Genomic DNA, 26,718 nt, shown 5'->3' with positions numbered 1-26,718 from the left:
TCGGCCGAGATGGCATCTGCATGCCATCTCGGCCGACGTACGTGACCTCTCGGCCGACGCGGGTGACGTCTCGTCAGGAACCTACGCCGGAGAGCGGGTCTGCGCTCGCCAGCCAGCTGAGGAGGACCCGGGCACCGAAGCCGGTGGGGCCGGGAGTGAGCTCGTGGACGTCGGCGTACGCATCACCGCAGGCGACGTCGATGTGGGCCCACGGGATGCCACCGGTGAAGTGGTGGAGGAAGAGCGCGGCAGTGATGGCGCCGGGCCCGCCGGGTGCGTTGTCGGCGTCGGCGACCTTCGAGGAGAGCTTGTCCTCGTAGTCGGCGACGAGGGGCATCCGCCACAGCGTCTCACCGGAGACCTCGGACGCCTCGGCCAGCAGCGTGGCCAGCGCATCGTCGTCGGCGAAGTAGCCGGCCATAGTCTGCCCGAGCGCCACCCGCATCGCACCGGTGAGGGTGGCGATGTCGACCAGGGCGGCCGGCTTGAGCTTGTCCACGGCGTACGCCATCGCGTCGGCCAGCACGAGGCGGCCCTCCGCGTCGGTGTTGGTGACCTCGGAGGTGCGGCCGCCGTAGTGGGTGACCACGTCGCCGGGGCGCAGTGCCGAGCCGGAGATGGCGTTCTCGGCGGCGGCGATGAGGCCGACCACCTTGACCGGGCAGCCGATCTCGGCCAGCGCCGACATCACCGCGAGCACCACCGCACCGCCGGTCATGTCGCGCTTCATGTTGAGCATGCCGTCGCCGGGCTTGATGTTGAGCCCGCCGGTGTCGAAGGTGATGCCCTTGCCGACCAGCACCACCGTCGGCACCGTCTTCAACGAGTTCAGCCGCCCCGTCTTGCGGGGCGTGTAGTCGAGCCGGATCAGCCTCGGCGGGGTCGCCGAGCCCTGGCCGACCGCGACGATGCCTCCGAAGCCCTCGGCCGCGAGCTGGTCCTCGTCCCAGACATTGACCTTCAGGCCCGCCTCGGCTGCCAGTGTCGTCGCCTGCTCCGCGAGCCAGGCCGGGTTCTTCAAGTTGCTCGGGACCGAGGAGAAGAACCGCGCGCGCCAGCTGGCGCGCGCGATCGCCTGGGCCCGGTCCAACGCTGCCGCCTGGTCGTCGCCGAGGTCGGCCAGAGTGATCGTCTCCACCGGTTTCCACGGCGCCCCCTCGGAGCGCCAGTGGAAGAGGAAGGACCCCAGCGTCGCACCGGCCACGAACGGCTCGAGCCCGACCTCCGGGTCGGCCGCCGGGATGGTCGTGACCACCTCGGACCGATCCCGCACGGCGCGAGCCAGCGCGGCTCCCGCCCGCCGGAAGTCGTCGCGACGTTGCGCGCCGACACCGATCAGGAGGATCTGTCGCAGGGTGCCGGAGCCGGTGACGGCGTACGTCGTCACCTCACCGGCACTGCCGGTGGCACCTTCGAACTCGAGATGACCCAGGAGGTCGTGTTGGTCGCCGAGGTCGGCGGCGCCTGGACCGATGACCAACTCGTCCTCGCCCGGGATGACCGGGAGCGCGATGATCTCGGCATCCAGGCTCTCCGGGCCGAGCGGATTGAGCGTGAAGGTGGGCGGCCCGACCTGCGACGGCAGAGCCGGTGACGGCAGCGTTGTGGTCATCTACGCGTTCAGCCCAAGGCCTTTGATCTCTTCGCCGAGCGCGGCGGCCTCTTCGGCGTTCAGTTCGACGACCAACCGGCCACCACCTTCGAGCGGGACGCGCATCACGATGCCCCGACCTTCCTTGGTGACCTCCAGCGGACCGTCTCCCGTCCGCGGCTTCATCGCCGCCATGCGGCACCTTCTTCCGTGTCTCGCGTGTCGGCGCTCACCTGCCGGATGGCCTCGGAGCGCGCATTGCACGTCCATTATCCCTCATCAGGTCAGCAGACCTGACGGCAAGGTGCGAGTTTCGGCGGGTTGACCTGCCATCGAACCTGTCAGATGACCGAGGTTCCGTAGGCCCAGGTCAGCCAGATCGCGAGGATCACCAGCGTGAGGTGCACCACGATGGCCGCTCCGGAGGACTCGTGGAACGCTCCGTCCCGGTCCCGACGGTCGCCTCCGACGGGCCGATCGTAGGCATCGTCGTAGCGCTCGTCGTAGCGATCGTCATAGCCACGGTCGTAGGCCTCGTCGTAGTCGTAGCCCTGTGCGTACGCCTGGTCGTAGCCCTGCTCGTAGCCCGCGTGGGCCGGCTCGTCGTAGCCCTGGTCCCGCTGCCGTCGACGCGGCTGCGCCTCGGGCGCGGGCGGGGTCGGGGCAGGGGGCTCGGTCCGGTCGCGGCCCCGGCCCCTTTCGCGGTCGCGGTCGCGGGGACCGTAGGACTCGAAGGAGTAGGGATCGTACGTCTCGGGCCGCTGCCCCGGCTGGCGGCCGGCGGGCCGGCTCGGCGCGGGCGGCGGCGGCGCAGGTGCGGGTGCGGGCTGGGGCGCGGGTGCGGGCTGGGGCGCGGGTGCGGGCTGGGGCGCGGGCCGGGGCGCGGGGCGCGGTGCGCGCGGCGGGCTCGGCTGCTGCTGGCCCGGGTAGTCGGAGTAGCTGCTGTCGCGCCGGTAGCGGCGGTCGGCGAACTCGTCGTGGCTGTCGTTGCGGCGGTCGTCGTAGCGATCGTCGTAGCCGCGCGAGCGGCGCTGCGGCGGCTCCTGACGGCGACCCCACGGGTCCTGGCCGCTCCGGCCCGGCTCGCCCTGGCTCGGCTGGGGCTGCTCGGGCGCCGGCCGCTGAGGAGCCGGACGCTGAGGGGCGGGACGCTGAGGCGCCGGACGCTCGCGCATCGGCTGCTCCGGGGCTCGCCGCTCCTGCGCGGGTCGCGCGGGAGCAGGGCGGTCCTGCCGCGGCCGGGCGGGACCCGCCGGGGCCGGCGGCTGGGGCACGGGCTGGGGACGTACGGGCTGCTGCGGCGGCTGGGGCGCCGGCGGCTGGGGTGCGGCTGCCCGCCGGGGAGGCCGCTGTGGGGACGGGTGGGGCTGCGGCGCCGGCTGCGGTGCGGGCTGCGGCGCGGGCGGGGGCGGCGTCTGCCGCCCGGCCACACGGCGACCGATCTGCCCGTCCCGCGTCGGAGCGGGGGCCGGAGCAGGAGCAGGTGCCGGAGCGGGGGCCGGAGCAGGAGCGGGGGCCGGAGCTGGCGGCGGCGCAGGCGAAGGGTCACGCTCGATCGGCGCCATCACCGCGGTCTCGTCGACCCCCGAGGCTGCTCGCCGGGGCTCGGGCCGGCGTTCGGCCGGACGTCCCTGCTGGGCGACCGGCTGAGGAACAGGCTGCTGGGCCGGTCGGCGCGGGTCCGCGTAGCCCGCCCGGCCGTCAGGCTCGGCGTAGTCGTCGTAACCGGGCTCGGCATAGCCGGCCTCGTCGTAGCCGTAGCCGTCCTCGGCGTACTCATCGGCGTAGTCGTCGTAGTCGTCGTCATAGCCGTAGTCGTCGTGGCCCGAGGCTGCGGCGCGCTGCTCCTTGAGCCGGCGGGCGAGCAGGTAGAGGCCCGCGATCGCGGCGAGCCAGATCCCGAAGAGCCCGATCACACCCGGGATGTCGCCGCCGAGGAAGAACGACGACGGCGAGGCGAGGAAGAGGACCCAGACCAGGAGGCCGGCTGCACCGGCGTACAGGTGGATCTTGGACGGCAGCCCCGCCTCCTGCGGCTGCAGGAGATGTGGCTTCAGATAGGTGAGCGCGACGATCACCGCGACCAGGGCGGTCACGGCGTAGACGAGTACGGCAGCGAAGCTCACGGCAGCGATTCTGTCCTAGACGTCGGGCGAGCCCGAATCGGGCTCGGGCGTATGTGATGTGAGTCCCCCGACTCCGACCTCGGCACCGGCATCCCCGGCCGCGGTCGACTCACGCCATTCTGCCTCCTCGGCGAGGCGGGCGATCAGAGCGTCCACCTCGTCCATCCGGTAGCCGCGGAAGGCTACCGAGAAACGTACGTGACGCAGGTCTGCCGCCTCCAGGACGCGGTCGCGGGGCACCAGAGCGTCGGGCTGGTCGCCGTACTCCTCCCCCATCGGCGCGCCTGTCCCGGCGGCTACGAGGGCGACTCCTCCGAGAGCCAGCACGATGAGTGCCGCGAAGATCCAACCCATGCGTCAGTCACGCGCCTTCAACATCAGCTCGACCGCCTCGTCCACGTCGTCGGTGAGGGTGATCATGTCCAGGTCGCTCTGCTTGATCCGGCCGTCGGCCAGCATCGTCTCGCGCATCCAGTCGAGGAGCCCCTTCCAGTGCTGTACGCCCATCAGCACGATCGGGAACTGGGTGATCTTCTTGGTCTGGGAGAGCGTCATCGCCTCGAAGAGCTCGTCCATGGTGCCGAGACCGCCGGGCATGACGACGTAGCCCTGGGAGTACTTCACGAACATCATCTTCCGCACGAAGAAGTAGCGGAAGTTGAGCCCGAAGCTGACGTAGTCGTTGAGCCTGGCCTCGAAGGGCAGCTCGATGCCGAGACCGATCGACTCGCCGCCGGCCTCGAGGGCGCCCTTGTTGGCCGCCTCCATCGTGCCCGGGCCGCCGCCGGTGACCACCACGAAGCCCGCTTCCGCCAGACCTCGACCGACGGCCTCGGCCTGCGCATAGGTCGGGTGGTCCTTCGGCGTGCGCGCCGAGCCGAAGACCGAGACCGCCGGGCCGACCTGGGAGAGGTCGTTGAACCCCTCGACGAACTCGGCCTGGATCTTCATGACCCGCCAGGGGTCGGTGTGGACCCAGTCGCCGTCGCCGGAGCTGTCCAGCAGTCGCTGGTCGGTGGTGCTACCGGCGGGGCGCCCCTTGGTGGGGCGTGGGCCGGAGCCGCTGCGTCGGGTCATGCGGTCAACCAATCACGAAGGGCCTGCTCGCACGCGGTGATCTCGGAGATCCGCACGTGCTCGTCGGCTTTGTGGGCGAACATCGGGTCACCTGGACCATAGTTGACCGCCGGTATGCCGAGAACCGTGAACCGCGCCACATCGGTCCACCCGAACTTGGGTCCGACCTCGCCGCCGACCGCCTCGATGAAGGCCTTGGCGGCCGGGCGGTCGAGGCCGGGCAGCGCGCCCGGGGCCGAGTCGGTCAGGGTGACGTCGTAGCCCTCGAAGAACTCGGTTACGAACGCCAGCGCCTCCTCCTCGCTCCGGTCCGGCGCGAAGCGGTAGTTGACCGTCACCACGCACTCGTCGGGGATCACGTTGCCCGCCACTCCCCCGGCGACGAAGACCGCGTTGAGGCCCTCGTGATACTCCAGCCCGTCGATGACCGGCTTGCGCGGGACGTACGACTCCAGGCGGCGGAGCACCTCGCCGGCCTTGTGGATCGCGTTGACGCCGCGCCAGGAACGGGCACTGTGGGAGCGCTCGCCGGTGGTGCGCACCTCCACCCGCAACGTGCCCTGGCAGCCGGCCTCGACGCCGGCGTTGGAGGGCTCCATCAGGATCGCGAAGTCTCCGGCGAGCAGGTCGGGCTCGCTGGCCGCGAGCTTGCCGAGACCGTTGTGGACGGCCTCGATCTCCTCCGCGTCGTAGAAGACGTACGTCACGTCACGGTTGGGCGTCCGGAGGGTCGCGGCGAGCTTGAGGATGACCGCGTCGCCCGACTTCATGTCGCACGCGCCGAGGCCGTGCAGGATGCCGGTGGCCTCGTCGAGGCGGCTGGGGAAGTTGCCGTTGACCGGCACCGTGTCGAGGTGGCCGGCGATGACGACGCGCTCGGGGAGGCCGAGGTCGGTGCGCGCCACGATCGAGTTGCCCCGCCGCTCGACGACGAGGTGGTCGTACGCAGCCAGCGCCCGCTCCACGGCGTCGGCCAGCTCGAGCTCGTTGAGGCTCACCGAGTCGATGTCCATCAGCTGCCGGGTCAGCGTCACCACGTCGGTCGTCAGGTCGATCTCGGGAGTGTCAGGACTGGTTGTCACAGGCGCTAGTCAACCAGCCGTCCATGAGAGTTCGTCGGCCGCACCGGATGATCGGCGCTCGACGTGCGCGAGCACCCCGTCGATGATCCTGGCCAGCCCGTAGTCGAGCTCGCGGGCGGGGTCGCTGGCCGCCTGATAGGCCTCGCCGGCGGCGGTACCGACGCGGTTGGCCAGCGGATAGTGGCTGCCCGCCATGACCTCGTTCAGCGTGTCGTAGTTGGCCTCCCACCACTCTGCCTCGGTCATCCCGGTGACCTGCTCGGCGCGGCGCTTCATGAGCTCGCCGCGGACGATGTTGCCCGCGAAACCGACCAGCACGGCGACCGTCTGGTCCATCTCCAGATCCGAGAGCCCGAGTCCGTCGACGGCCTGCAGCTGCCACTCGTAGCGTTCGCTCATGTTGGGCCCCAGCCAGGGGCGTACGTCCTGCACCTCGAGCAGCCACGGATGGGCCCGGAGCTCGTCGTGCGTGTGGTTGGCGACCAGCTCGAGGCGCTTGCGCGGATCCGCCGGCAGCTCCGGCAGCTCGGCCCGTCCGGTCACCTGGTCGGCCATGAGGACCAGCAGCGCGTCCCGGTTGGGCACGTAGGAGTAGAGCGTCATCGCCCCCAGACCGAAGCGCTGGGCGATCGCGCGCATCGTGACGGCGGCCAGGCCCTCGGCGTCGGCGAGGTCGATCGCGGCGTCGACGATCTCGTCGACGCTCACCTTCTGCTTCGGGCCGCGCTTGGTCTTCGGCTCCTCGCGCGCACCCGCCCGATGGCGCCACAGCAGGCGCAGGGAGGGATCCGACTGGTTTGACTGATCCGGCACGTCGCTCATCGTAACCTCATCCGAAATAACTTCGTACATCGTACGGAACAAATGCTACAGTCGCTCCGTTGACATCTTCGTACAACGTACGAAATTGGAGGAACGTGTATGCCGAACGACGCGAAGCCGGTCCCGCCGCGCTGGCTCAAGCCGATGAACAAGGTCTTCATGACCCTGTCAAAGACCGGGCTCGGGATGAAGGAGCTGCCGGTGCTCACCGTGCCGGGCCGCGCGAGCGGCAAGCCCCGCAGCACCCCGCTCTCGGTGCTGGACCTGGACGGACACCGCTATCTGCTCGAGGGCTTTCCGGGAGCCGACTGGGCCCGCAACGTACGTGCCTCCGGCGGCCGAGCGACTCTCCGGATCGGCAGGGCCACCGAGGAGGTGCGTCTCGTGGAGGTGGAGCGCGAGGAGGCGCTGACCGTGCTCCGGGCCTGGCCGGAGCGGATGACGGACGGCGCGAAGATCATGCTCGACGCCGGTGTGGTCACGGCGGTGACGCCGGAGGCGTTCGAGGCGGTCGCCGGGCGCTGCGGCGTGTTCCGGATCGAGGTGGGCCGATGACCTCGACTCCCCTGTCCGCTCGCGGCGTACGCAAGCGCTACCGCGACACCCAGGCGCTCGACGGCCTCGACCTCGAGGTCGCCGCCGGCACCGTGCACGCACTGCTGGGGCCCAACGGCGCCGGCAAGTCGACTGCGGTGAACGTCTTCGCGACCCTGACCCGGCCCGACGCCGGCGAGGTGCGCGTCGGCGGCCACGATGCCGTACGCCACCCCGCCCGGGTCCGCTCCACGATCGGCCTGGTCGGGCAGAGCGCCGCGCTCGACGAGGCACTTCACGGCCGGGAGAACCTGGTGATGTTCGGCCGCCTGCACGGCCTCTCGAAGCCCGATGCCGTACGCCGCGCCGGGGAGCTCCTCGACGCGTTCGGCCTCACCGAGGCCGGCGACCGGAAGGTCTCGGGATACTCCGGCGGGATGCGACGGCGCCTCGACATCGCCGCCGGCCTGGTCACCCGTCCGCGGATCCTCTTCCTCGACGAGCCGACCACCGGGCTGGACCCGCGCGGCCGTCACGAGGTCTGGGAGATGGTGCGGCAGGTGGTCACCGACGGGACGACGGTGCTGCTGACCACGCAGTACCTGGACGAGGCCGACCAGCTCGCCGGCATGGTCACCGTGCTCGGCGCGGGCCGGGTGATCGCCGAGGGCACCCCGTCAGCGCTCAAGAGCGACCTGGGCGGCGACCGGGTGATCATCACCGCGACCGGCCCGGACGACCTCGCCCGGATGGCCGGCGTCCTCGGCTCCGTGGCCGTCGTCGACCCCGACCGGCACGAGGTGACCGTCGAGGCGGGCCCGGCCGGCGGCGGTGCCGCGGTCGTGGAGGTCGTACGCACCCTCGACTCCGCCGGCATCACGGTCGACGACGTGCTGCTGCGCCGACCGACCCTGGACGAGGTGTTCCTCCACCTGACCGCCCCCGATCACGTACCCGATCCTGAAGGAGCCGCCCGATGACCGCCATCGCCTCCACCCTGCGACAGACCGTGACCCAGACCTGGGTGATCACGCTCCGCGACCTCAAGCACTGGCAGCGCGAGCCGTGGGGACCGGTCTTCGGGATCCTGTTCGCGATCATGATGCTGCTGATCTTCGGCTACCTGTTCGGCGGCGCGATCGAGATGCCGGGTGGCGGGTCGTACCTGCCCTACCTGCTGCCCGGGGTGCTCGCGCTGACGATGATGTTCGGCATCGACGGCACCATGGCCGTGGTCACCGAGGACACCAAGCGCGGCGTCACCAACCGGTTCCGGTCCCTGCCGATGAGCGGTCTCGCGGTGCCGCTGGGGCGGGCGATCGCCGACCTCGGCAACTCGGCGGTCCAGCTGGGCGTCCTCATGCTCGGCGGGCTGCTCATCGGGTGGCGGATCGAGGGCACCTTCCTCGAGGCGGTCGCCGCGGTCGGGCTCCTGCTCTGGCTGCGGCTGGCGATGCTGTGGCTGGGCATCTTCCTCGGGCTGACCCTGCGGATGGAGGGTGCGCTGACGATGGTGCAGGTGCTGGTCTGGCCGCTGGGGTTCTGCTCGAGCCTGTTCGTCTCGCCCGAGACGATGCCCGGATGGCTCGGTTTCCTGGCCGCCTGGAACCCGGTCTCGGCGACCGCCACCGCCTGCCGCGACCTCTTCGGCAACCCGACCGGGATCACCTCCGGCGTGCTCGCCGACCACGCGACCCTCTTGGCGCTCGCCTGGCCGGCCGTCCTGCTGGCGATCTTCGTCCCGCTCTCCGTCCGCGCGTTCCGGCGCCTGGGCTGAGAACGGAGAACGGGCCCGGGAAGGCGACGCCTTACCGGGCCCGTTGGCGAATGGGTGGGGTCAGGCGGTGGCCGGTTCGAGGCCGTCGGTCTCGTCCGTGGCCTTCTCCTTCGCCGGCACGACGGCCCGGGTCAGCGACCCGAGTGCGAAGGCGACGAAGAGCAGAACGACGCCCAGGCCCGCGACCAGCGCCGAGAGGCCGAAGGCGGTGACCGCGGTCAGCAGGGAGGCGCGTACAAACGACGACTCCGCCGCGACTGCGCGGATCGGGTCCTCCTGGTCCAGCTCGGCGTACGTCTTGCCCTTGGTGATCCCCAGGGCGTGCTTCTCGACGGTGGCCGCCTGGGCGTAGGCCGAGAACGGACCGTCGACGTTGTCTCCGGCGAGGAAGGAGGCGTCGTCGGCGACGGTGATCTCCTGCGCCTTCAGTTGGGTGTGGGCCAGGTAGTAGGTGACGGCGCCACTGGCGATGAACAGGAGGCCGAACAGCCCGATCAGGGGGCTCAGCAGCTTCGCGATCCGAGGTTTGCGGGTCATGCCGACCAAGGCTCACTTGGTTTACGTTTGAATCATAGGCATGACGGGTGTGATCTTCGTCGTGCAGAACTTTTTTCGCGGAACCTGTCGGATCGGTGTCGAGCCGTTCGTGGAGTGAGTGAGAAGCGGCCGTACGGACCGCGACACACCACCACCGCACGAGAGGCACCACCATGAGCACCAGCACCTACACCCAGGCCACGACCACCTCCCGCGGTCAGTTCGCTGCGCGGATGCCGGTCTGGCTCGTCAGCGTCACCGCCGTCCTTGTCGGCGCCCTGGTCACCGGCGTCTACGAGTTCATCGCCCGCGCGGTCGGCGTGCCGTTCAACGTCGCACTGCCCGGCACCGGAGTCGATCCCGCCGCGATCCCCGCGACCGGACTCGCCTGGGCCGTCGCCGAGCTCGGCCTGATCGGCATCATCATCGCCGTCTGCCTGGCCCGCTTCGCCAAGCGTCCGCGCTCGACCTGGAAGCGCACCGCCTGGACCCTGACGGCGCTCTCGTGCGTCCCCAGCCTGATCGCGGTCACCGACTCCTACGCCACCAACATCATGCTGGTGATCTCCCACCTCGTCGCCGCGGTCGTGATCGTCCCCGTCATCGCCGCCCGCCTGGCGGAGCGCAACCCGCGCCGCGCCTGAGGTGTCTGCGGACGTCAGCCCGGTGGTCGGCGAGCGATGATCAGCTCGCCGACGCCGGGCATCGGCGTCGTCTCGACCATGAACCCGGCGTTGGCCAGGTCGGCGAAGAGCGCCGGCCTGGGATGGGTTCGGTAGTACATGACGAACTTCGGCCGCCACACCGCGTTGCGCACCCGCATCACCAGGTCGAAGCCGGAGAGCAGCCAGTACGCCGGATGGGTCGGCCCCGGCGCCCGGCTGACCGGCAGCGCGAACACCCCGCCCGGCCGCAGCGCCCGATGGATACCGTCGAAGAGCTCCGGCCGCTCCTCCGGCAGGAAGTGCCCCAGCGCCCCGAAGCTCACCACCAGGTCGTACGCAGCCTCGAACGGCAGCGCGCGAGCATCCGCCCGCACCAGGTCGGCGTCGGGGTGCGCAACCCTGGCCTGCTCGAGCATCCCCACGCTGAAGTCGACCCCCGTCGGCCGCTCCGCGGTCGCCTCCGCGAGCATCTCCAGCCCCGCCCCGGTGCCGGTGCACACGTCGAGCCCTCGCTCGAACGGCCCGTACTCCCGCAGCGCGGTGATCGTCGCGGCCAGCATCCAGTCCGGCGTCCGGAACGGCGTCGCGTCGAACTTCGGCGCCAGGAGATCGTAGCCACGCTCTACCGACGACAGCGCCTGGATGGCGAGCTCACGAAGCGAAGGCCCCTGCACCCTTGAACCCTAGCCCGACGTAGGAGGGCTGGAGCCCGTATTCGGCTCCAGCCCTCCTACGTTCCGAGCTGGCACAGGTCACCACAGGGGAACGGGACGCCTGGCCAACCGCCCTTGGCCAGGATGCGTGCGATCCTCGTCGCCGTGCGGCACGGGGTTCCGTAGACCTGCTGCCAGCGGAGCCGTGCCGTCACCCGGTCTACCAAGGCCAGGTCGTCGAGATCTCGGTCGGCGTCCCTGCCTTGGTCGTTCCACGAGTCATGGCCGAGTCTCCCGTCGAGCTCCACCACCAACCCATAGACCGGGTAGTCGATGTCGCGATACTGATTGCCGACCCCGGTGCGTCTCAGTGCTTGGCGAGTGCCGATCGGGAGCCCGTGGGCGCGTTCGACCCTGGTGAGGTAGCCGTGCTCGAGGACCGAGTCGGTCCCCATGGCGAGATCCTCGAGCAGATCGGCGATCCAGGCACGCCGACGGAGCCTCGGAAACCGCCTCAGCGCCATGCGCACCTCGCCCACGCTCACGCCCCGTCGCCCGATTCCGCGACCGAGCACGCCGATCACATCGATCTCGTCGTTGGCCTCGCCGGCCATCAGCAGAAGGTTGTCCTCGAACCGCAACCGAGGCAGGACATCGGGGAACATGTGGTCGGCGAGGTCGACCATGCGATGAAGAACGATCCCCGGCTGTGGGTCGACCCGACGCTGCTGGTCGATGGCGACATGGATCGGATCGCTCTCCCGCTGCGTCCCTGGCGCCGCCAACGTGGGCCCGCAGATCGCCGACCTGCCTGCGTAGAGGATCGCCGCCCAGCTGCGCTGCTCGAACGTCAGCGGGCCGGTGTGGTTCACATAGACACGTGGGTGCACGCGGCGCAGCTCGTTGTGGCGTACGGCGCTCCTGATGTCCGACTTCGTCCAGCCGGACTCGGTGAGCTGGGCGCGCGAGACCAGCCCTGCCTGCAGCTGCAGGAGGGTCGAGTACCACTCGAGGTCGGCAACAGCACCCACGCCGATGACGCTAACGGTGCCCACCGACACCGTTAGCTCAGAAACCTAGGAGGGCTGGAGCCGATATATGGCTCCAGCCCTCCTAGGTTGTGCCGCTACGGATCTCGACCCGCTTCGCGGGTTCGCAGGCTCACCCGCTGCGCTCGCTCGATCTCTTCGCGTTGCGACCCTGCTCCTTCGTCGCAGGGTCGCAGGCTCAGACCTTGGTGACCGCGATCTGGGCCTTTTCGCCATCACCGAGGTCGACCGGGTTGCCCTCGAGCGAGTCGACGACGTCGTACGTCGTGGCGAGGGTCTCGCGGGAGATGAGGTCGGCGTGGGTGGTGGCTGCCTGGCGTACGGTCTCGGAGCCGGTCACCGCGAGGGTGATGCGGTCCTCGACGTTGAGGCCGGAGTCCTTGCGGGCCTGCTGGACGGCGCGGATCAGGTCGCGGGCGAGGCCCTCGGCGGCGAGCTCGGGGGTGACGACCGTGTCCAGGACGATGAAACCGCTCGGCAGCATCGAGACGGCGACGTCGTCAGAGGCGGCACCGGCGACGGTCTCCAGGGTGTACTCACCCTCGACCAGCGCCAGGCCTCCGGCGACGACCTCGCCGGACTCGGAGACCGACCAGTCACCGGACTTGGAGCCCTTGATGGCCTTCTGGACGTCCTTGCCCAGCCGCGGGCCGGCGGCGCGGGCGTTGACGGCGAGCTTCTGCTCGATGCCGTAGGTGCCGGCCTCCTCCGAGTCGGCGGCGAGCAGCCGGACGGACTTGACGTTGACCTCGTCGGCGACGATCTCCTCGAAGCCCGCGATGTCCGCGCCGACAACCGTCAGGCCGCCCAGCGGCAGGCGGTTGCGGAGCTTGCGCGCCTTGCGGAGAGCGGAGGTCGAGGAACAGACCGCGCGGACGGCGTCCATCCGGGCGACCAGGTCGTCATCAGCCGGCAGATCCTCGACGACCGGGTAGTCGGCCAGGTGCACCGAGCGGCCACCGGTCAGACCGCGCCAGATCTCCTCGGTGGTCAGCGGCAGCAGCGGCGCGACCAGGCGGGTTACCGTCTCCAGCACCGTGTAGAGGGTGTCGAAGGCGGCCTTGTCCTCGTTCCAGAACCGCTCGCGGCTCCGGCGGATGTACCAGTTCGTGAGCACGTCGATGAACCGCTGGGTCGCCTCGCAGGCCTCGGCGACGTAGTAGTCGTCCATCGCCGAGGTCATCTCGCCGACGTAGTCGCGCAGCTTGGCCAGGACGTAGCGGTCCAGCGGGTCCTCGGACGCCGTCGAGCCGGTGGTCTCCAGGCCGGCCGCGTTGGCGTAGAGCTGGAAGAAGTACCAACTGTTCCACAGCGGGATCATCACCTGGCGTACGGAATCCCGGATGCCCTGCTCGGTGACGACCAGGTTGCCGCCGCGAAGGATGGGCGAGGACATCAGGAACCAGCGCATCGCGTCGGCGCCGTCGCGATCGAAGACCTCGTTGACATCCGGGTAGTTGCGAAGCGACTTGGACATCTTCTGCCCGTCCGAGCCCAGCACGATGCCGTGGCTGATGCAGCTCGAGAACGCCGGGCGGTCGAAGAGCGCGGTGGCCAGGATGTGCAGGGTGTAGAACCAGCCGCGGGTCTGGCCGATGTACTCGACGATGAAGTCGCCCGGGAAGTGGTGCTGGAACCATTCCTCGTTCTCGAACGGGACATGGTTCTGGGCGAACGACATCGACCCGGAGTCGAACCAGACGTCGAGGACGTCGGAGACGCGGCGCATCATCGACTTGCCGGTCGGGTCGTCCGGGTTGGGACGGACCAGGTCGTCGACGTACGGACGGTGCAGGTCGGGATTGCCCTCGGCGTCCTTCGGCAGAGTGCCGAAGTCGCGCTCCAGCTCCGCGAACGAGCCGTAGACGTCCAGGCGCGGGTAGGCCGGGTCGTCGGACTTCCACACCGGCACCGGCGAGCCCCAGAAGCGGTTGCGGGTGATCGACCAGTCGCGGGCGTTCTCCAGCCACTTGCCGAACTGGCCGTCCTGGATGTGCTCGGGCACCCAGCGGATCTGCTGGTTGAGCTCGAGCATCCGATCCTTGATCTTGGTGACCTCGACGAACCAGCTCGAGACGCCCTTGTAGATCAGCGGCTGACGGCAGCGCCAGCAGTGCGGGTAGGAGTGGTTGTAGGACTCGCGGCGCAGCAGGATCGTGCCCGCGGTCACCGATCCCCCGGCCTCGCCGCGGGTGACCGCCTTGAGGTGGTCGATGATCTGCAGGTTGGCGTCGAAGACCTGGACACCGGCGTAGTCGACCACCGGGGCGGTGAAGCGCCCGTCCTTGCCGACCGGCATGACCGCCTCGATGTTCTCGCGGTCGGTCACCTCCTTGTCGACCTCACCGAACGCACCGGCGGTGTGGACGACCCCGGTGCCGTCCGTGGTGGTGACCGCGTCGTCGGCGGCCACGATCCGGAAGGCGTTCTGGTGACCGGCGTAGTAGGAGAACGGCGGGGTGTAGCTGCGGCCGAGCAGCTCGGCGCCCTTGTATCGTCCGAGGATCGTCGGCTCGTCGGCGTCGCCCTCCTTATCGGGCAGAGCGAGATCCTTCTGGTACGCCGCGAGCCGAGCCTCCGCGAGGAGGTACTTGGCCGTCCTGTCGGTGCCCGGGACCGGGCCCTCGACCACGACGTAGTCGATCTCCGAGCCGACCATGACAGCGAGGTTGGACGGCAGGGTCCAGGGCGTGGTGGTCCAGATCAGGATGTGGGCGTCGTCGAGGACCTCGTCCTCACCGGTGGCGTCGAGCGCGTAGCCGACGGTGACCGCGGGGTCCTGGCGGTCCTTGTAGACGTCGTCGTCCATCCGCAGCTCGTGGTTGGACAGCGGGGTCTCGTCCTGCCAGCAGTAGGGCAGGACGCGGAAGCCCTCGTAGACCAGGCCCTTGTCGTAGAGCGTCTTGAACGCCCAGATCACCGACTCCATGTAGTCGGGGTTGAGGGTCTTGTAGTCGTGGTCGAAGTCCACCCAGCGCGCCTGGCGGGTGACGTAGTCGCGCCACTCGCCGGTGTACTTCAGCACCGAGGCCCGGCTGGCCGCGTTGAACTTGTCGATGCCCATCTCGACGATCTCGTCGGTCGTCTTCAGGCCGAGCTGGCGCATCGCCTCGAGCTCGGCGGGCAGGCCGTGGGTGTCCCACCCGAAGCGCCGCTCGACGCGCTTGCCGCGCATCGTCTGGTAGCGCGGGACGATGTCCTTCACGTAACCGGTCAGCAGATGGCCGTAGTGCGGCAGGCCGTTGGCGAACGGGGGGCCGTCGTAGAAGACGAACTCGTTCTCGCCGTTCTCGCCCGCGTCACGGTTGTCGATGCTCGCCTGGAAGGTCCCGTCCTTCTTCCAGTAATCGAGAATCTGCGTCTCGATCTCCGGGAAGCGTGGGCTGGCCGGGACTGTGGCTGAGTTGACCTTCGGATAGGCCATCGACGCATCTCCTGCTGGGTGGTAGTGGGTTTGTCTTCACCACAGGGACGATCTATCGACCGCGGTACCACCCTGCTTGTCCTGCCGGACCACTTCGTTACGGCTGTGACGGGCCACTCCCGCCGGGTTCTACTTGCCTTCGATCCACCTGGAGGCTTTCTTCCCGGGGCTCGCCGCTGATGACGGCTCGAACGCCTGTAAGGAAGAGAGTACGCCGACCGGCGCCCGCCACGCGAACCCGATTACACCGCGCGCCACATCCGCACGTGTGGACCGATCTCCGGTTCGTCCCACGGCTCGCCGATCTCGACGAACCCGGCCCTCTTGTAGAACGGCACCGCCGGCGTACGCGCGTTGCACCAGACCAGCCCACCGCCTCTGGCCGCGACATGGTCCAGCGCCGCCTGCAGCACCTCGGCCCCGACACCCTTCCCGCGCCACCCATCCGCCGTCGCCATCCCCCGGATCCGCCACCCCTTCCCGGGGTGTTCGGCCAGGTCAGGGCATGCTTCCGGGAAGAGCCCGACGCACCCGATCGGACTCCCGTCCTCGTCCACCGCCGCGTACGTGGCGACCTCGGGACTGTCATCCCCCGGCACCCGCGCCGCCTCCGGCGGCCCTCCGTTGCGCAACACCTTCGCCCGCAGCGCATAGGTGTCCTCGACGGGCACCCGCCTGACCGTGAATCGCTCGTCCGAGATCACGCGATGACCCTAGCCGCGCTTCCTATGACAGAGGGTCCGACCTCGTGAATCCGTTCACGAGGTCGGACCCTCTGTGACAGGCCGGATTGAGACCGTTCGCCACATACGCACGTTCGGCCCGAACTCTTGATCCACCCACGGCTCACCGAGCTGCTCGAATCCCGCACGCGCGAAGAGGCGTTGACCGGACGGCGTCGCGTTGCACCACACCAGGCCCGGGCCACGATCTTCGGCATGGGCGATGACCGCGCTCACGACGGCGGCGCCCACGCCTCGGCCTCGCCACTCAGGCGCCGTCGCGACCCTCCGGACGCGCCACCCCTGGCCGTGGTGATCGGGCAGATCAGGGCACCGTTCCGGGAACAATCCAGCACATCCGACCACGGCACCATCGACATCCCGAGCAGCGAAAGTGATCACGCCAGGATGGTCGTCACCGGCCACCTTCGCAGCCTCGGGAGGTGCACCTCCGTGGAGCACCGCCGCTCGCAGCGGGTAGGTGTCAGAGGCTGGGGTCGGGGCGACGGTGAACCCGGATGGTGATGCCACGGAGCGACGATAACGGCGCCCAACTGCGGCAGAGGAGAAATCACCCGCCCGGCCTGAAAGCCACCTCGGCACCTGGCAGGATGCGCGCATGAGCCTGATTCGCTACGAGTACGCCGACGGTTGCGCGCGCATCACGATGACCAACCCGGACCGGGGCAACGTCTTCACGCCCGAGGCGGGCGCGGAGATGCTGGCGGCGATCCTGCGGGCGAAGGCGGACTCGGCGCGGGTGATCGTGCTGGCGGCGGAGGGGAAGTACTTCTCCGTCGGGGGTGACCTGGCCGGGTTTGCCGCCGCCGACGACCTGGGACCGTTCATCCTCGAGCTCGCCGAGGGCGCCAACCGGATCATCACCGAGCTCGTCCGCTGCGACGCGATCGTGGTCAGCGCCGTCCAGGGCACCGCCGCGGGGGTCGGGTTCCCGCTGGCAGCGGCCGCCGACATCGTGATCGCCGCCGACAGGGCGAAGTTCAGCCTCGCGTACGCCAAGGTCGGGCTGTCGGTCGACGGCGGCGGGTCGCTCCTCGTGCACACCCTGGGCCTGCACCGGGTGCTCCGGCTGACCCTGCTGGGCGACATGCTCTCCGCGACCGAGGCGCTCGAGGCCGGACTGGTCGCCCGCGTCGTACCGGCCGACGGGCTCGCGGCCGCCGTGGACGAGGTCGTCGCGACCCTCCTCGCCGGCTCCCCCGAGGCGCTGGCGAGCACCAAGCACCTGATCCGTGACGTCGCCGACCCCAACCCCGAGTCGGCGCTGCGTCGCGAGGCGCAGTCGATCTCCGCGCTCGGTGGCTCGGCCTCCGGCCGCGAGGGCATCAACGCGTTCCTGGAGAAGCGGCCGCCCAGCTTCACCGGCTGAAATCATTGGCCGAAAGGCGCTCGTTCCGCGAGGGTGAGCCCATGAGCAACGATCAGCGACAGGTGGGCTTCAACGGAATCTGGCTTCCCGAGGGCGAGGATCCACGCCACCAGGACCAGCCGGCCGTCGGCGAGCTGGCGACCTACCGGGACTACCTGCGCCACTACCGGCTCACCCTCGAGCTCAAGTGCCAGGACCTCGGGCCGGAGGACCTGGTCAAGCAGAGCGTGCCGCCCAGCGACCTGAGCCTGCTCGGGCTGATCCGGCACATGGCGCGGGTCGAGCACGGCTGGTTCGAGCGCGTACTCAAGGAGAACCTCGAGACCCCCCGCCTCGACGCCGACGACACCACCGGCGGGTTCCACAAGGTGGAGCCGACCCAGGAGTCGGTCGACGAGGCGTTCGCGAGCTGGCGCGAGCAGGTCGCGGCGGCCGACGAGTGGCTCGACTCGATCGACGACACGATGCTCGGCGAGACCCGAGACCTCGGCCGCGGCGACGAGTCGACCAGCATCCGCGACATCCTGGTCCACATGATCGAGGAGTACGCCCGCCACGCAGGTCACGCCGACCTGCTGCGCGAGGTCATCGACGGGCGTACCGGGCAGTAGCCCCTCCCCCGCCCACCAGGCGGTTTCCTGAGACTAGGCTGAGACAGCGGTCACAACGACCGTTACCGCGCGCTGAATCAGAGGGAGACCATGTCGACGTCGACCGCCAACCCCACCAGCCCGGGCTCAGGGTCCGGGCCCAACGTGAAGTCTGTTGTCATCTGGACCGCCGTCGCTGTCGTCGGCGCCGTCTGCTGGGCCATGCTCGCCCTGTCCCGAGGCGAGGAGGTCTCGGCGCTGTGGATCCTGTTCGCCGCGCTGGCCTCGTACGCGATCGCCTACCGGTTCTACTCGAAGTTCATCGCCAACAAGGTGCTGAAGGTCGACGACACCCGGGCCACCCCGGCCGAGCGGCTGGAGAACGGGCATGACTTCGACGTCACCGACCGGCGCGTGCTCTTCGGGCATCACTTCGCCGCGATCGCCGGCGCCGGCCCGCTGGTCGGCCCGGTGCTGGCCGCGCAGATGGGCTACCTGCCGGGCACGATCTGGATCATCGTCGGCGTCATCTTCGCCGGCGCCGTGCAGGACATGGTCGTGATGTTCTTCTCGATGCGCCGCGACGGCAAAAGCCTCGGTCAGATGGTGCGCGAGGAGATCGGCACCGTCGCCGGCGTGGCCGCGCTGATCGCCGTCTTCGCGATCATGATCATCATCCTGGCAGTGCTCGCGCTGGTCGTCGTCAATGCGCTCGCGGAGTCGCCGTGGGGTGTCTTCTCGATCGGCCTCACCATCCCGATCGCGCTCTTCATGGGCTTCTACCTGCGCTACCTGCGCCCCGGCCGCGTCAGCGAGGTGACCGCCATCGGCGTCGCGCTGCTGCTGCTGGCCATCATCGGTGGTGGGTACGTCGAGGAGATGGGCCTGGCCGGCGCCCTCACCCTCTCCCACGAGACGCTGGTGATCTGCCTGGTCGTCTACGGTTTCATCGCCTCGATTCTCCCGGTGTGGATGCTGCTCACCCCGCGTGACTACCTCTCCACCTTCATGAAGGTGGGCGTCATCGTGCTGCTGGCCGTCGGCCTGATCCTCGCGGCTCCGGTGCTGCAGAACGAGGCCGTCACCGACTTCGCCACCAACGGCGAGGGTCCGGTCTTCGCCGGCAAGCTGTTCCCGTTCGTCTTCATCACCATCGCCTGCGGCGCCCTCTCCGGCTTCCACGCGCTCATCTCGTCCGGCACCACGCCGAAGATGGTCGCCAAGGAGAGCCACGTCCGAATGATCGGCTACGGCGGCATGCTGATGGAGTCGTTCGTGGCGATCTCGGCCCTCATCGCGGCCTCGGTCATCGACCAGGGCATCTACTTCTCGATGAACGCCGCCGCGGGCGCGACCGGCGGCACCCCGGAGACCGCGGCCGCCTTCGTCAACGGGCTCGGCTTCACGATCACCCCGGCCGAGCTCGAGGCAGCCGCGGCCAGCGTTGAGGAGACGATCATCTCCCGCACCGGTGGCGCCCCGACCCTGGCGTTCGGGATGTCGCTGATCTTCAGCGAGGCGTTCGGTGGCGGCCTGGCCGCGTTCTGGTACCACTTCGCGATCATGTTCGAGGCGCTCTTCATCCTGACCGCCGTCGACGCCGGCACCCGCGTGGGCCGGTTCATGCTCCAGGACACGATCGGCAACGTCTGGAAGCGCTACGCCGACACCTCCTGGCGGCCGGCGGCCTGGTCGGCCTCCGCGCTGGTCGTACTGGCCTGGGGTTACATGCTCTGGATCGGCGTCGGTGACCCGCTCGGCGGGATCAACCAGCTGTTCCCGCTCTTCGGCATCGCCAACCAGCTGCTCGCCGCCGTCGCCCTGACCCTGGCCACGGTGCTGATGTTCAAGCACGGTCTGGCCAAGTTCGCCTGGGTGCCTGGCATCCCGCTGGTCTGGGACCTCATCGTCACCATGACGGCGAGCTGGCAGAAGGTGTTCAGCGACAACCCCGCGATCGGCTACTTCGCCCAGGCCTCTGCCGCGCGCGAGGCACGCGACGCCGGTGAGCTCTACGGGGTTGCGAAGACTCCCGGGGACGTCGACCAGATCATCTACAACTCGACCCAGAGCGGCATCCTGCAGGCAGCGTTCGCGCTGCTGGTGATCGTGATCGTCGCCGGCGCCGCGGTGACTGTGGTCAAGTCGATCCGCGCCGGCGGCTCGCTGCCGACCACCGAGGTCCCGAAGGTCGAGTCGAAGATCGTCGCGCCTTCTGACTTCTTCGCCACCAAGGAGGAGAAGGAAGCCGTACGCGAGTGGGAGGCGTCCCGGAAGACGCCGGTCTCATGAGTCTGCTCACCGAGCGTGTCTCCGATCGCTTCTCCGGCGCCTGGCGGCTGCTCCGCCAGGCGACCGGGGAGGCGAAGTGGGACGAGTACGTGGCGCGGTGCGAACGCGAGGGCGTCGAGCCGATGACCCGGCGCGCGTTCGAACGTCACCGGGCCGACGAGAAGGAGCACAACCCGCAGGCCCGCTGCTGCTAGCGGACTAGCGGGGGCTGTCGTCGGCGAAAGCGGCGTCGAGCCAGGCGTACACCTGCGAGTCACCTCGGGTGACGAGCAGGACCACCTGCTTCTCGGCGTCGCTCACCGGCTTGCCGTTGATCCAGCTGCGGACGATGTCGGAGGCGGCGCGGCGGACGACCTCCACGCCCTTCGCCATCGCCCACTCCGGCGCCGGGTGCCCCTTGCTGGTCGCCACCCCCGGGATGTCCAGAGTCCAGGTGCCGTCCTCCGCCTGGAGGAGCTGGGGCATCGGCGGCGCAGTCTTCTTGCTCACCTCCACATGTTCGCACGTCGAGACCGTCGATAAGGGACCGCTCAGGCTCGGCCACTAGACTGCGCCCCGTGACGAATGCAGCTTGGGGCTTCGGCCTCGTGACGTACGCCGCCGACAACTCTGTGCTCGACGTGTGGTTCCCCGCGCCGCAGCTGGGCGAGAAGCCCGCCGACGCGACCGCGCCGGCCGAGCTGACCGCGCTCGAGTGCGCCGACGAGGTGCGTCAGGTCACCCAGCGGGTCGCCCTCGTCGAGGTCAAGGACCTCGACACGGCGCCCGAGACCACCGAGGACGTCTGGCTGCGGCTCCACCTCCTCTCCCACCGCCTCGTGCAGCCGCACGGGCAGAACCTCGACGGCATCTTCGGCCTGCTCACCAACGTGGTGTGGACCAGCGCCGGCCCGTGCGCCGTCGAGGGCTTCGAGGTCACCCGCGCCCGGCTGCGCGCCGCGGGCCAGCACGTGACCGTCTACGGCGTGGACAAGTTCCCGCGGATGGTCGACTACGTCGTCCCGAGCGGCATCCGGATCGGTGACGCCGACCGCGTCCGCCTCGGCGCCCACCTGGCCTCCGGCACCACCGTGATGCACGAGGGCTTCGTCAACTTCAACGCCGGCACCCTCGGCGCCTCGATGGTCGAGGGCCGGATCTCCGGCGGTGTCGTCGTCGGCGACGGCTCCGACGTCGGTGGCGGCGCCTCGATCATGGGGACCCTCTCCGGTGGCGGCAAGGCCGTCATCTCCATCGGCCAGCGCTGCCTGCTCGGTGCCAACTCCGGTATCGGCATCTCGCTGGGCGACGACGCCGTCGTCGAGGCCGGGTGCTACGTGACGTACGGAACCAAGGTCACGCTTCCCGACGGCACGGTGACGAAGGCCGGCGAGCTCTCCGGCGCCTCCAACATCCTCTTCCGCCGCAACTCCGTCAGCGGCGCCATCGAGGCAGTTCCGTGGAAGGGCGAGGGCATCGAGCTCAACGCCGCCCTCCACGCCAACTGACACTCACCGAAGAGCAGAGTGCCGATTTGAAGAAGCTTCTCACCGCCGTGGTGGTGCTCAGCGTGATCGCCGGCGGCATCTACTGGGTCGTCCAGGCCGCGACGGACAAGCTGGACTCGATCCTGCCCGACCTGCAGCAGTGCACGGCGGTCGCGGGCGAGTACGAGGCGCGCTTCGACCCCGAGCAGATGGGCAACGCCGCCGTGATCACCGCGCTTGGGCTCAAGCGCGGCCTGCCCGCGCGGGCGGCCACGATCGCGATCGCGACCGCGATCCAGGAGTCGAAGCTCTACAACATCAGCCACGGTGACCGGGACTCGCTCGGTCTCTTCCAGCAGCGCCCGTCGATGGGCTGGGGCACCGAGGAGCAGGTCCAGGACCCCGTCTACGCCACCAACAAGTTCTACGACGCGCTGGTGAAGATCGAGGGCTACGAGGACATGGTGGTCACGGAGGCTGCGCAGGAGGTGCAGCGCTCGGCCTACCCCGAGGCGTACGCCGACCACGAGGGCGAGGGCCGCGCGATCGCCTCCGCGATCAGCGGCTACTCCCCCGCCGCGCTGACCTGCCGGATCGACGAGCCCGAGGCCGGCTCCGGAAAGCCCCAGGCGACCAAGACCGAGGTCAACCAGCTGCTCGGCCAGATGGTCGGCCGCGCCAGGGTCGACGGCAGCACGGTGGTCATCCCCGTCGACGCCGGCGAGACCGGCCAGCGCAACGGCTGGGCCGTCGCCCACTACGTACTCGCCCGGGCCAGCGAGTTCGGCGCCACCTCCATCGCCTACGACGGCCGCACCTGGTCCGCCGGCAAGGACGAGGAGTGGGCCGACACCCCCAAGGTCACCAGCGACCAGATCGTCGTCACCCTCGCCTGACCCACCCGCCGAGGCGTCACCCCCGTCGGTCGAGGCGTCACCCCGGTCGGCCGAGATGGCAGCTGAGTGCCCACTCGTCCGACGCGAGCGACCTCTCGGCCGACGCACGTGACGCCTCGGCGTCAGTCGGCGATGTCGACGTGGACGTGGTCGCGGTGCTCGAGGATGGCCTGGTCGCCGCCACGGGGCGGGACCTCGTAGTCGCGCCAGCCGGCGCCGGAGCGGAACTTGGTCCAGATGCGGTCGTCGTAGATGACGGTCTCGATGTCGAGGCGGTCGGCGTTGGCGACGAGGTACTGCGCCAGGGACCAGCCCCTGATGTTGTTGGGGGCGTTGATGGGCCGGAAGAAGTAGTCGACCGCGCGGCCCTCGTAGTGGGCCGAGCCGACCATGTGGCCGGTCGTCACGCCGCCGGGCTGGAAGCCGCCTTCGGGGAGGCCTCCGTAGACATTGCGTACGTCCTCGCGCAGCGCCTCCGCGCGCGAGGTGAGACCGGCTCCGCTGAGCCTGTCCGGGACCTCCTCGGCACCGCCCTTGACCACGCAGGAGAACGCCTCAGGCGTGTTGCCGGTCAGTGCCGAGGCCAGTGCCCGTGCCTCGGGTTCGGCGTCGCGGTAGCCGTCGCGCGAGCCGTCGCTGATCTGCTGGGCGACGCCCGGGACTGACTGTTGGCGATAGTCGACGACCCCGGAGAGCCGGTCGTAGAGGCCGGCCGCCTTCGCCGGATCCCGCTCGAGCGAGTGGTCGGCGAGCTCGACCGCCAGTACGACGGAGGCCGCGCGGGCGGGGAGGCCGCGGCGTACGGCCTGGGCGGCGATCGCCGAAGCACGTTCGGCCTGCTCGGAGGAGAGGTCGTAGGTCTCGCCCTCGGAGGTCACGGTGCAGGCCTCGCGGGCGAGGACCGGGATGCCGCCGACCCCGACACCGAGGAGCCGCAGGCCCGCGAAGACCAGGGCGACGGCGATCACGACGCCGAGGACGATGAGGTGCTTGCGTACCGGCCGCAGCTGCTTGCGGGCTTCCCGCGCCGACTTCCGCAGCGCCTCGCGCGCCGGCTCGGGGAGTCTCGGCCCGTGAGGGCCCGGCGCGGGAGGGCGCGGACCCGGGGGCGGGATGGTCGGCGGGCCCGTCGGGGTCCCCGGCTGTGCGCTCACTCCACCAATCTTCACGTATGGGGCAAACCCCGCCCGGCTACGCCGAGAGGCGGGCGACGGCCGCGTCGACGCGCTCGTCGGTGGCGGTGAAGGCGATGCGTACGTGCTGGCTGCCGGCGCGGCCGTAGAAGACGCCGGGAGCGGCGAGGATGCCGCGCTCGGCGAGCCACTCGACAGTGGCCCAGCAGTCCTCGTCACGCGTCGACCAGAGGTAGAGGGAAGCCTCGGAGTGGTCGATGCGGAAGCCGGCCGACTCCAGCGCCGCCTTGAGCTTGGTGCGCCGGGCGGCATAGCGGGCGTGCTGCTCCTTGGCGTGCTGGTCGTCGCCGAGCGCGGTCACCATGGCGGCCTGCTGCGGGCCCGGCATCATCAGGCCGAGGTTCTTGCGGACCGCGAGGAGCTCGCCGAGGACCGAGGCGTCACCGGCGACGAAGGCCTCACGGTAGCCCGCGAGGTTGGAGCGCTTGGAGAGCGAGTGGACGGCGAGGATGCCCTCGTAGGAGCCACCGCAGACGTCGGGGTGCAGCACCGAGATCGGTTCGACGTCCCAGGCGCACTCGATGTAGCACTCGTCGGAGATCAGCAGCGTGCCGCGCTCGCGCGCCCACTCGACCGTCTTGCGCAGGTGCTCGACCGGGAGCACCCGGCCGCTCGGGTTGGAGGGCGAGTTGATCCACAGGATCTTCGGCGCCTTCGGGCCCAGCGCGACCAGCGAGTCGGTGGCGACGGTGTCGGCGCCGACGAGAGCCGCGGAGACCTCGTAGGTCGGGTAGGCGAGCTCCGGGTAGGCGATCAGGTCACCCTGGCCGACGCCGAGGTGCAGCGGCAGCGAGCCGATCAGCTCTTTGGAGCCGATCACCGGCAGCACGTTGTCCAGCCCGAGGCCGTCGACGCCGTGGTTGCGGGCGAGCCAGTCGATCGCGGCCTGACGCACCGCGGGTGTGCCGATCGTGGTCGGGTAGCCCGGCGAGTCCGCAGCAGCAGCAAGGGCCTTCTGCACCACGACGGGAGTCGGGTCGACCGGAGTCCCGATCGAGAGGTCTACCAGCCCGTCAGCGTGCGCGGACGCCTTCTCCTTGAACGGAGCGAGCTTGTCCCAGGGGAAGTCAGGCAGCCGCTGCGAGACCGGGATCGAGGCCGGCATCAGTCCTGGTTCTGCGGGGGCAGCGCGGCGACGAACGGGTGGTCCTTGTCGATCTCACCCATGCGGGCAGCGCCACCGGGCGAACCGAGGTCGTCGAAGAACTTGACGTTGGCGTCGTAGTACTCCTTCCACTCCTCCGGGGTGTCGTCCTCGTAGAAGATCGCCTCGGGCGGGCACACCGGCTCGCAGGCGCCGCAGTCGACACACTCGTCGGGGTGGATGTAGAGCATCCGCTTGCCTTCGTAGATGCAGTCCACCGGACATTCGTCGACGCAAGCCTTGTCCTTCACGTCAACACAGGGCTGGGCGATGACGTACGTCATTCGGGGCTCCTCCAAGCGGGGTATCACGAAAGTCAGAGGGGCACGACTGGCCCTTCAGGGAACAGCCTAGTATCCCCACGTGCCTGCTCATCTCCTGGGACCACATGTCGTCGGCAAGCGGATCGTCATCCGTCGCCTCGTGCCCGGCGAGACCGGCCCCACCGGCGGCCCTGCCTTCACCGACATCCTCGGGGTCTGTACGTCCTGGGCAGACGGCATCGCGGTCATCGAGCGCGAGTCCGGGGAGCAGGTGAGCGTGCCCGTCGCCGAGATCGTCTCCGGCAAACCGGTGCCACCGCGGCCGAACGTACGCCTGCGGATCGGGGTGCGCGAGGCCGAGCTGCTCAGCGCCGCGATCTTCCCCGGCACCACCTCGGAGGCGTTGGGCGAGTGGGTGCTCTTCGACCACGAGGTCTCGGTCCGCCGACGCCCCAACTCGGCGCTGGCCATCGGCGATCCCGGTGTCGACCTGGAGTCGGCGATCGATCGTGTCGAGAGCTTCTACCGGGCCCGCCACAAGCGACCGAGGGTGAAGATCGAGGTCGGCTCCGCGGCCGAGGAGGCCGTGCTCGCGCGCGGCTGGGTCGAGGACGTGACCGTCGAGTTCCAGCTCGCCGGGCTCGCCGCCACCCGGCGACTGCTGCCGCCACCCGTCGAGGACGCCCACGTCGAGACCGTGGGCGAGAGCGGCGCCCAGGTGCTGATCACCCTCGGCGACACCGCCCGGATCATGGGCACGATGGAACGCGACTGGCTGGCCATCCACGACCTCGAGGTCGCCGAGGCACACCGCCGCCAGGGCCTCGCCGGCAAAGCCCTCGCCACCCTGCTCGAATGGGGCGCCGAACGCGGCGCCCGCGCCGCCTGGCTGCACGTCGAGACCACCAACGCCCCCGGCCTCGCCCTCTACGAAGGCCTCGGCTTCACCGAGCACCACCGCTGCCGCTACTACGCCTCGCCCACTCCGTAGCGCGTCATCCCGACAACAGGTCCCACAGGTTCCCGAAGGGGTCCCTGAAGACCTGGAGGGTGCCGTAGGACTCCTCGCGCACCGGCCCGACGAGCTCGATCCCGGCGGCGACCAGCTTTTCGTACGCCACGCCGAAGTCGTCCACACGCAGGAAGAACGTGACCCGGCTGCCGGTCTGGTCACCGATCCTCGCGGCCTGCATGGGTCCGTCGGCCCGAGCGAGCAGGAACCCGCTGCCGCCGCCGGGCGGGCGGACGACCACCCATCGCTTCGGGCGGCCGTCATTCGTCGTCGCAGGGGCGTCCTCGGTCACTTCGAAGCCGAGGACGTCGCGGAAGAAGTCCACCGCCTCGTCGTAGTCGGGCACGACGAATGTCACCAGATCCAGATGCATCCTGTCCTCCTCAGTGGGTCACGACGGCGGGTTGACCAAC

The 26,718-nt window shown here is 69.8% G+C and carries 29 protein-coding genes; 11 read left to right on the top strand and 18 right to left on the bottom strand.

Annotated features, from left to right (window positions below; genetic code table 11):
- Window positions 1-73: 73 nt before the first annotated feature.
- The 7 genes from ABT304_RS29305 to ABT304_RS29275 all read right to left on the bottom strand — a co-directional run bounded on the left by ABT304_RS29305 (window position 74) and on the right by ABT304_RS29275 (window position 6,689).
- Window positions 74-1,612 carry a leucyl aminopeptidase family protein gene (locus tag ABT304_RS29305; protein WP_350720761.1) on the bottom strand — a complete coding sequence of 513 codons (1,539 nt, stop codon included), beginning with the start codon at window positions 1,610-1,612 and terminating at the stop codon, window positions 74-76.
- The gene (locus ABT304_RS29300) at window positions 1,613-1,786 is read right to left on the bottom strand and encodes a DUF3117 domain-containing protein (protein ID WP_008358749.1); all 174 of its coding nucleotides are present in this window, start codon (window positions 1,784-1,786) and stop codon (window positions 1,613-1,615) included.
- A gap of 146 nt (window positions 1,787-1,932) precedes the next feature.
- Window positions 1,933-3,717, bottom strand: coding sequence for a hypothetical protein (locus ABT304_RS29295; protein ID WP_350720759.1), 1,785 nt, complete (start codon window positions 3,715-3,717; stop codon window positions 1,933-1,935).
- Window positions 3,718-3,732: 15 nt separating this feature from the next.
- Complete coding sequence (locus ABT304_RS29290) at window positions 3,733-4,071, bottom strand: DivIVA domain-containing protein (RefSeq protein ID WP_350720758.1); 339 nt, start codon at window positions 4,069-4,071, stop codon at window positions 3,733-3,735.
- Between the two features lie 3 nt (window positions 4,072-4,074).
- The gene (locus ABT304_RS29285) at window positions 4,075-4,794 is read right to left on the bottom strand and encodes an LOG family protein (protein ID WP_350720756.1); all 720 of its coding nucleotides are present in this window, start codon (window positions 4,792-4,794) and stop codon (window positions 4,075-4,077) included.
- Entirely contained in the window at window positions 4,791-5,876 is a 1,086-nt protein-coding gene (gene dapE / locus ABT304_RS29280; RefSeq protein WP_350720754.1) for a succinyl-diaminopimelate desuccinylase, read from the bottom strand. Before dapE ends, ABT304_RS29285 begins: the two co-directional genes overlap by 4 nt.
- Window positions 5,877-5,885: 9 nt before the next feature.
- Window positions 5,886-6,689 (bottom strand): TetR/AcrR family transcriptional regulator, encoded by an 804-nt coding sequence (locus tag ABT304_RS29275; RefSeq protein WP_502890452.1) that lies wholly within the window; start codon window positions 6,687-6,689, stop codon window positions 5,886-5,888.
- A gap of 108 nt (window positions 6,690-6,797) precedes the next feature.
- Here ABT304_RS29275 and ABT304_RS29270 point away from each other — a divergent pair, with 108 nt between their 5' ends.
- The 3 genes from ABT304_RS29270 to ABT304_RS29260 are packed head-to-tail and all read left to right on the top strand — an operon-like array spanning window position 6,798 to window position 9,009.
- Window positions 6,798-7,253 carry a nitroreductase/quinone reductase family protein gene (locus ABT304_RS29270; RefSeq protein ID WP_350720750.1) on the top strand — a complete coding sequence of 152 codons (456 nt, stop codon included), beginning with the start codon at window positions 6,798-6,800 and terminating at the stop codon, window positions 7,251-7,253.
- Window positions 7,250-8,212: an ATP-binding cassette domain-containing protein gene (locus ABT304_RS29265; protein WP_350720748.1), complete on the top strand. Its 963-nt coding sequence runs from the start codon at window positions 7,250-7,252 to the stop codon at window positions 8,210-8,212. Before ABT304_RS29270 ends, ABT304_RS29265 begins: the two co-directional genes overlap by 4 nt.
- Complete coding sequence (locus ABT304_RS29260) at window positions 8,209-9,009, top strand: ABC transporter permease (RefSeq protein ID WP_350720746.1); 801 nt, start codon at window positions 8,209-8,211, stop codon at window positions 9,007-9,009. Before ABT304_RS29265 ends, ABT304_RS29260 begins: the two co-directional genes overlap by 4 nt.
- A gap of 60 nt (window positions 9,010-9,069) precedes the next feature.
- On the opposite strand, the gene ABT304_RS29255 is transcribed toward ABT304_RS29260, so the two are convergent.
- Window positions 9,070-9,546, bottom strand: coding sequence for an aromatic ring-opening dioxygenase LigA (locus ABT304_RS29255; RefSeq protein ID WP_350720744.1), 477 nt, complete (start codon window positions 9,544-9,546; stop codon window positions 9,070-9,072).
- Between the two features lie 173 nt (window positions 9,547-9,719).
- On the opposite strand from ABT304_RS29255, the gene ABT304_RS29250 reads away from it, so the two are divergent.
- Window positions 9,720-10,190 (top strand): DUF6069 family protein, encoded by a 471-nt coding sequence (locus ABT304_RS29250; RefSeq protein WP_350720742.1) that lies wholly within the window; start codon window positions 9,720-9,722, stop codon window positions 10,188-10,190.
- A gap of 14 nt (window positions 10,191-10,204) precedes the next feature.
- Here ABT304_RS29250 and ABT304_RS29245 read toward each other — a convergent pair whose 3' ends face one another.
- From ABT304_RS29245 to ABT304_RS29225, 5 genes are all read right to left on the bottom strand, one after another.
- Window positions 10,205-10,885, bottom strand: a complete 681-nt coding sequence (locus tag ABT304_RS29245; RefSeq protein ID WP_350720740.1) for a class I SAM-dependent methyltransferase — start codon at window positions 10,883-10,885, stop codon at window positions 10,205-10,207.
- A gap of 56 nt (window positions 10,886-10,941) precedes the next feature.
- On the bottom strand, window positions 10,942-11,895 hold the full coding sequence (locus ABT304_RS29240; RefSeq protein WP_350720738.1) for a type IV toxin-antitoxin system AbiEi family antitoxin domain-containing protein: 954 nt from the start codon (window positions 11,893-11,895) through the stop codon (window positions 10,942-10,944).
- A 196-nt stretch (window positions 11,896-12,091) separates the two neighbouring features.
- Window positions 12,092-15,337 carry an isoleucine--tRNA ligase gene (ileS, locus tag ABT304_RS29235; protein ID WP_350720736.1) on the bottom strand — a complete coding sequence of 1,082 codons (3,246 nt, stop codon included), beginning with the start codon at window positions 15,335-15,337 and terminating at the stop codon, window positions 12,092-12,094.
- Window positions 15,338-15,579: 242 nt separating this feature from the next.
- Window positions 15,580-16,041 (bottom strand): GNAT family N-acetyltransferase, encoded by a 462-nt coding sequence (locus ABT304_RS29230; RefSeq protein WP_350720734.1) that lies wholly within the window; start codon window positions 16,039-16,041, stop codon window positions 15,580-15,582.
- 54 nt (window positions 16,042-16,095) lie between these two features.
- On the bottom strand, window positions 16,096-16,680 hold the full coding sequence (locus tag ABT304_RS29225; RefSeq protein WP_350720732.1) for a GNAT family N-acetyltransferase: 585 nt from the start codon (window positions 16,678-16,680) through the stop codon (window positions 16,096-16,098).
- Between ABT304_RS29225 and ABT304_RS29220 the strand changes: the two genes are divergently transcribed.
- From ABT304_RS29220 to ABT304_RS29205, 4 genes are all read left to right on the top strand, one after another.
- On the top strand, window positions 16,679-17,449 hold the full coding sequence (locus ABT304_RS29220; RefSeq protein WP_350720730.1) for an enoyl-CoA hydratase/isomerase family protein: 771 nt from the start codon (window positions 16,679-16,681) through the stop codon (window positions 17,447-17,449). The two genes, ABT304_RS29225 and ABT304_RS29220, sit on opposite strands and share 2 nt — an antisense overlap.
- Before the next feature lie 41 nt (window positions 17,450-17,490).
- Window positions 17,491-18,060: a DinB family protein gene (locus tag ABT304_RS29215; RefSeq protein ID WP_350720728.1), complete on the top strand. Its 570-nt coding sequence runs from the start codon at window positions 17,491-17,493 to the stop codon at window positions 18,058-18,060.
- Window positions 18,061-18,150: 90 nt separating this feature from the next.
- Window positions 18,151-20,331, top strand: a complete 2,181-nt coding sequence (locus ABT304_RS29210; protein ID WP_350720726.1) for a carbon starvation CstA family protein — start codon at window positions 18,151-18,153, stop codon at window positions 20,329-20,331.
- Window positions 20,328-20,525, top strand: coding sequence for a YbdD/YjiX family protein (locus ABT304_RS29205; RefSeq protein WP_350720724.1), 198 nt, complete (start codon window positions 20,328-20,330; stop codon window positions 20,523-20,525). The genes ABT304_RS29210 and ABT304_RS29205 overlap by 4 nt, the downstream gene beginning before the upstream one ends.
- A 4-nt stretch (window positions 20,526-20,529) precedes the next feature.
- Here ABT304_RS29205 and ABT304_RS29200 read toward each other — a convergent pair whose 3' ends face one another.
- Window positions 20,530-20,820 (bottom strand): hypothetical protein, encoded by a 291-nt coding sequence (locus ABT304_RS29200; protein ID WP_350720722.1) that lies wholly within the window; start codon window positions 20,818-20,820, stop codon window positions 20,530-20,532.
- A gap of 68 nt (window positions 20,821-20,888) precedes the next feature.
- On the opposite strand from ABT304_RS29200, the gene dapD reads away from it, so the two are divergent.
- Both dapD and ABT304_RS29190 read left to right on the top strand, forming a co-directional pair.
- The gene (gene dapD / locus ABT304_RS29195) at window positions 20,889-21,818 is read left to right on the top strand and encodes a 2,3,4,5-tetrahydropyridine-2,6-dicarboxylate N-succinyltransferase (protein WP_350720720.1); all 930 of its coding nucleotides are present in this window, start codon (window positions 20,889-20,891) and stop codon (window positions 21,816-21,818) included.
- A gap of 26 nt (window positions 21,819-21,844) precedes the next feature.
- Window positions 21,845-22,693 (top strand): hypothetical protein, encoded by an 849-nt coding sequence (locus ABT304_RS29190; RefSeq protein WP_160024787.1) that lies wholly within the window; start codon window positions 21,845-21,847, stop codon window positions 22,691-22,693.
- Window positions 22,694-22,815: 122 nt separating this feature from the next.
- On the opposite strand, the gene ABT304_RS29185 is transcribed toward ABT304_RS29190, so the two are convergent.
- The 3 genes from ABT304_RS29185 to fdxA are packed head-to-tail and all read right to left on the bottom strand — an operon-like array spanning window position 22,816 to window position 25,314.
- Window positions 22,816-23,847: a VldE C-terminal domain-containing protein gene (locus ABT304_RS29185; protein WP_350720718.1), complete on the bottom strand. Its 1,032-nt coding sequence runs from the start codon at window positions 23,845-23,847 to the stop codon at window positions 22,816-22,818.
- Between the two features lie 37 nt (window positions 23,848-23,884).
- On the bottom strand, window positions 23,885-24,991 hold the full coding sequence (gene dapC, locus ABT304_RS29180) for a succinyldiaminopimelate transaminase (protein ID WP_350720716.1): 1,107 nt from the start codon (window positions 24,989-24,991) through the stop codon (window positions 23,885-23,887).
- Window positions 24,991-25,314 carry a ferredoxin gene (fdxA, locus tag ABT304_RS29175; protein ID WP_008358813.1) on the bottom strand — a complete coding sequence of 108 codons (324 nt, stop codon included), beginning with the start codon at window positions 25,312-25,314 and terminating at the stop codon, window positions 24,991-24,993. Before fdxA ends, dapC begins: the two co-directional genes overlap by 1 nt.
- Before the next feature lie 79 nt (window positions 25,315-25,393).
- On the opposite strand from fdxA, the gene ABT304_RS29170 reads away from it, so the two are divergent.
- A complete protein-coding gene (locus tag ABT304_RS29170) occupies window positions 25,394-26,284 on the top strand; it encodes a GNAT family N-acetyltransferase (RefSeq protein WP_350720714.1) in 891 nt (296 codons plus the stop codon).
- Window positions 26,285-26,288: 4 nt separating this feature from the next.
- On the opposite strand, the gene ABT304_RS29165 is transcribed toward ABT304_RS29170, so the two are convergent.
- Window positions 26,289-26,678, bottom strand: coding sequence for a VOC family protein (locus ABT304_RS29165; protein WP_350720712.1), 390 nt, complete (start codon window positions 26,676-26,678; stop codon window positions 26,289-26,291).
- Window positions 26,679-26,718: the final 40 nt, after the last annotated feature.

The sequence above is a fragment of the Nocardioides sp. NPDC000445 genome (genome assembly GCF_040300245.1).
Lineage (GTDB): Bacteria > Actinomycetota > Actinomycetes > Propionibacteriales > Nocardioidaceae > Nocardioides.
This window is presented reverse-complemented; position numbering and strand designations above follow the sequence as displayed.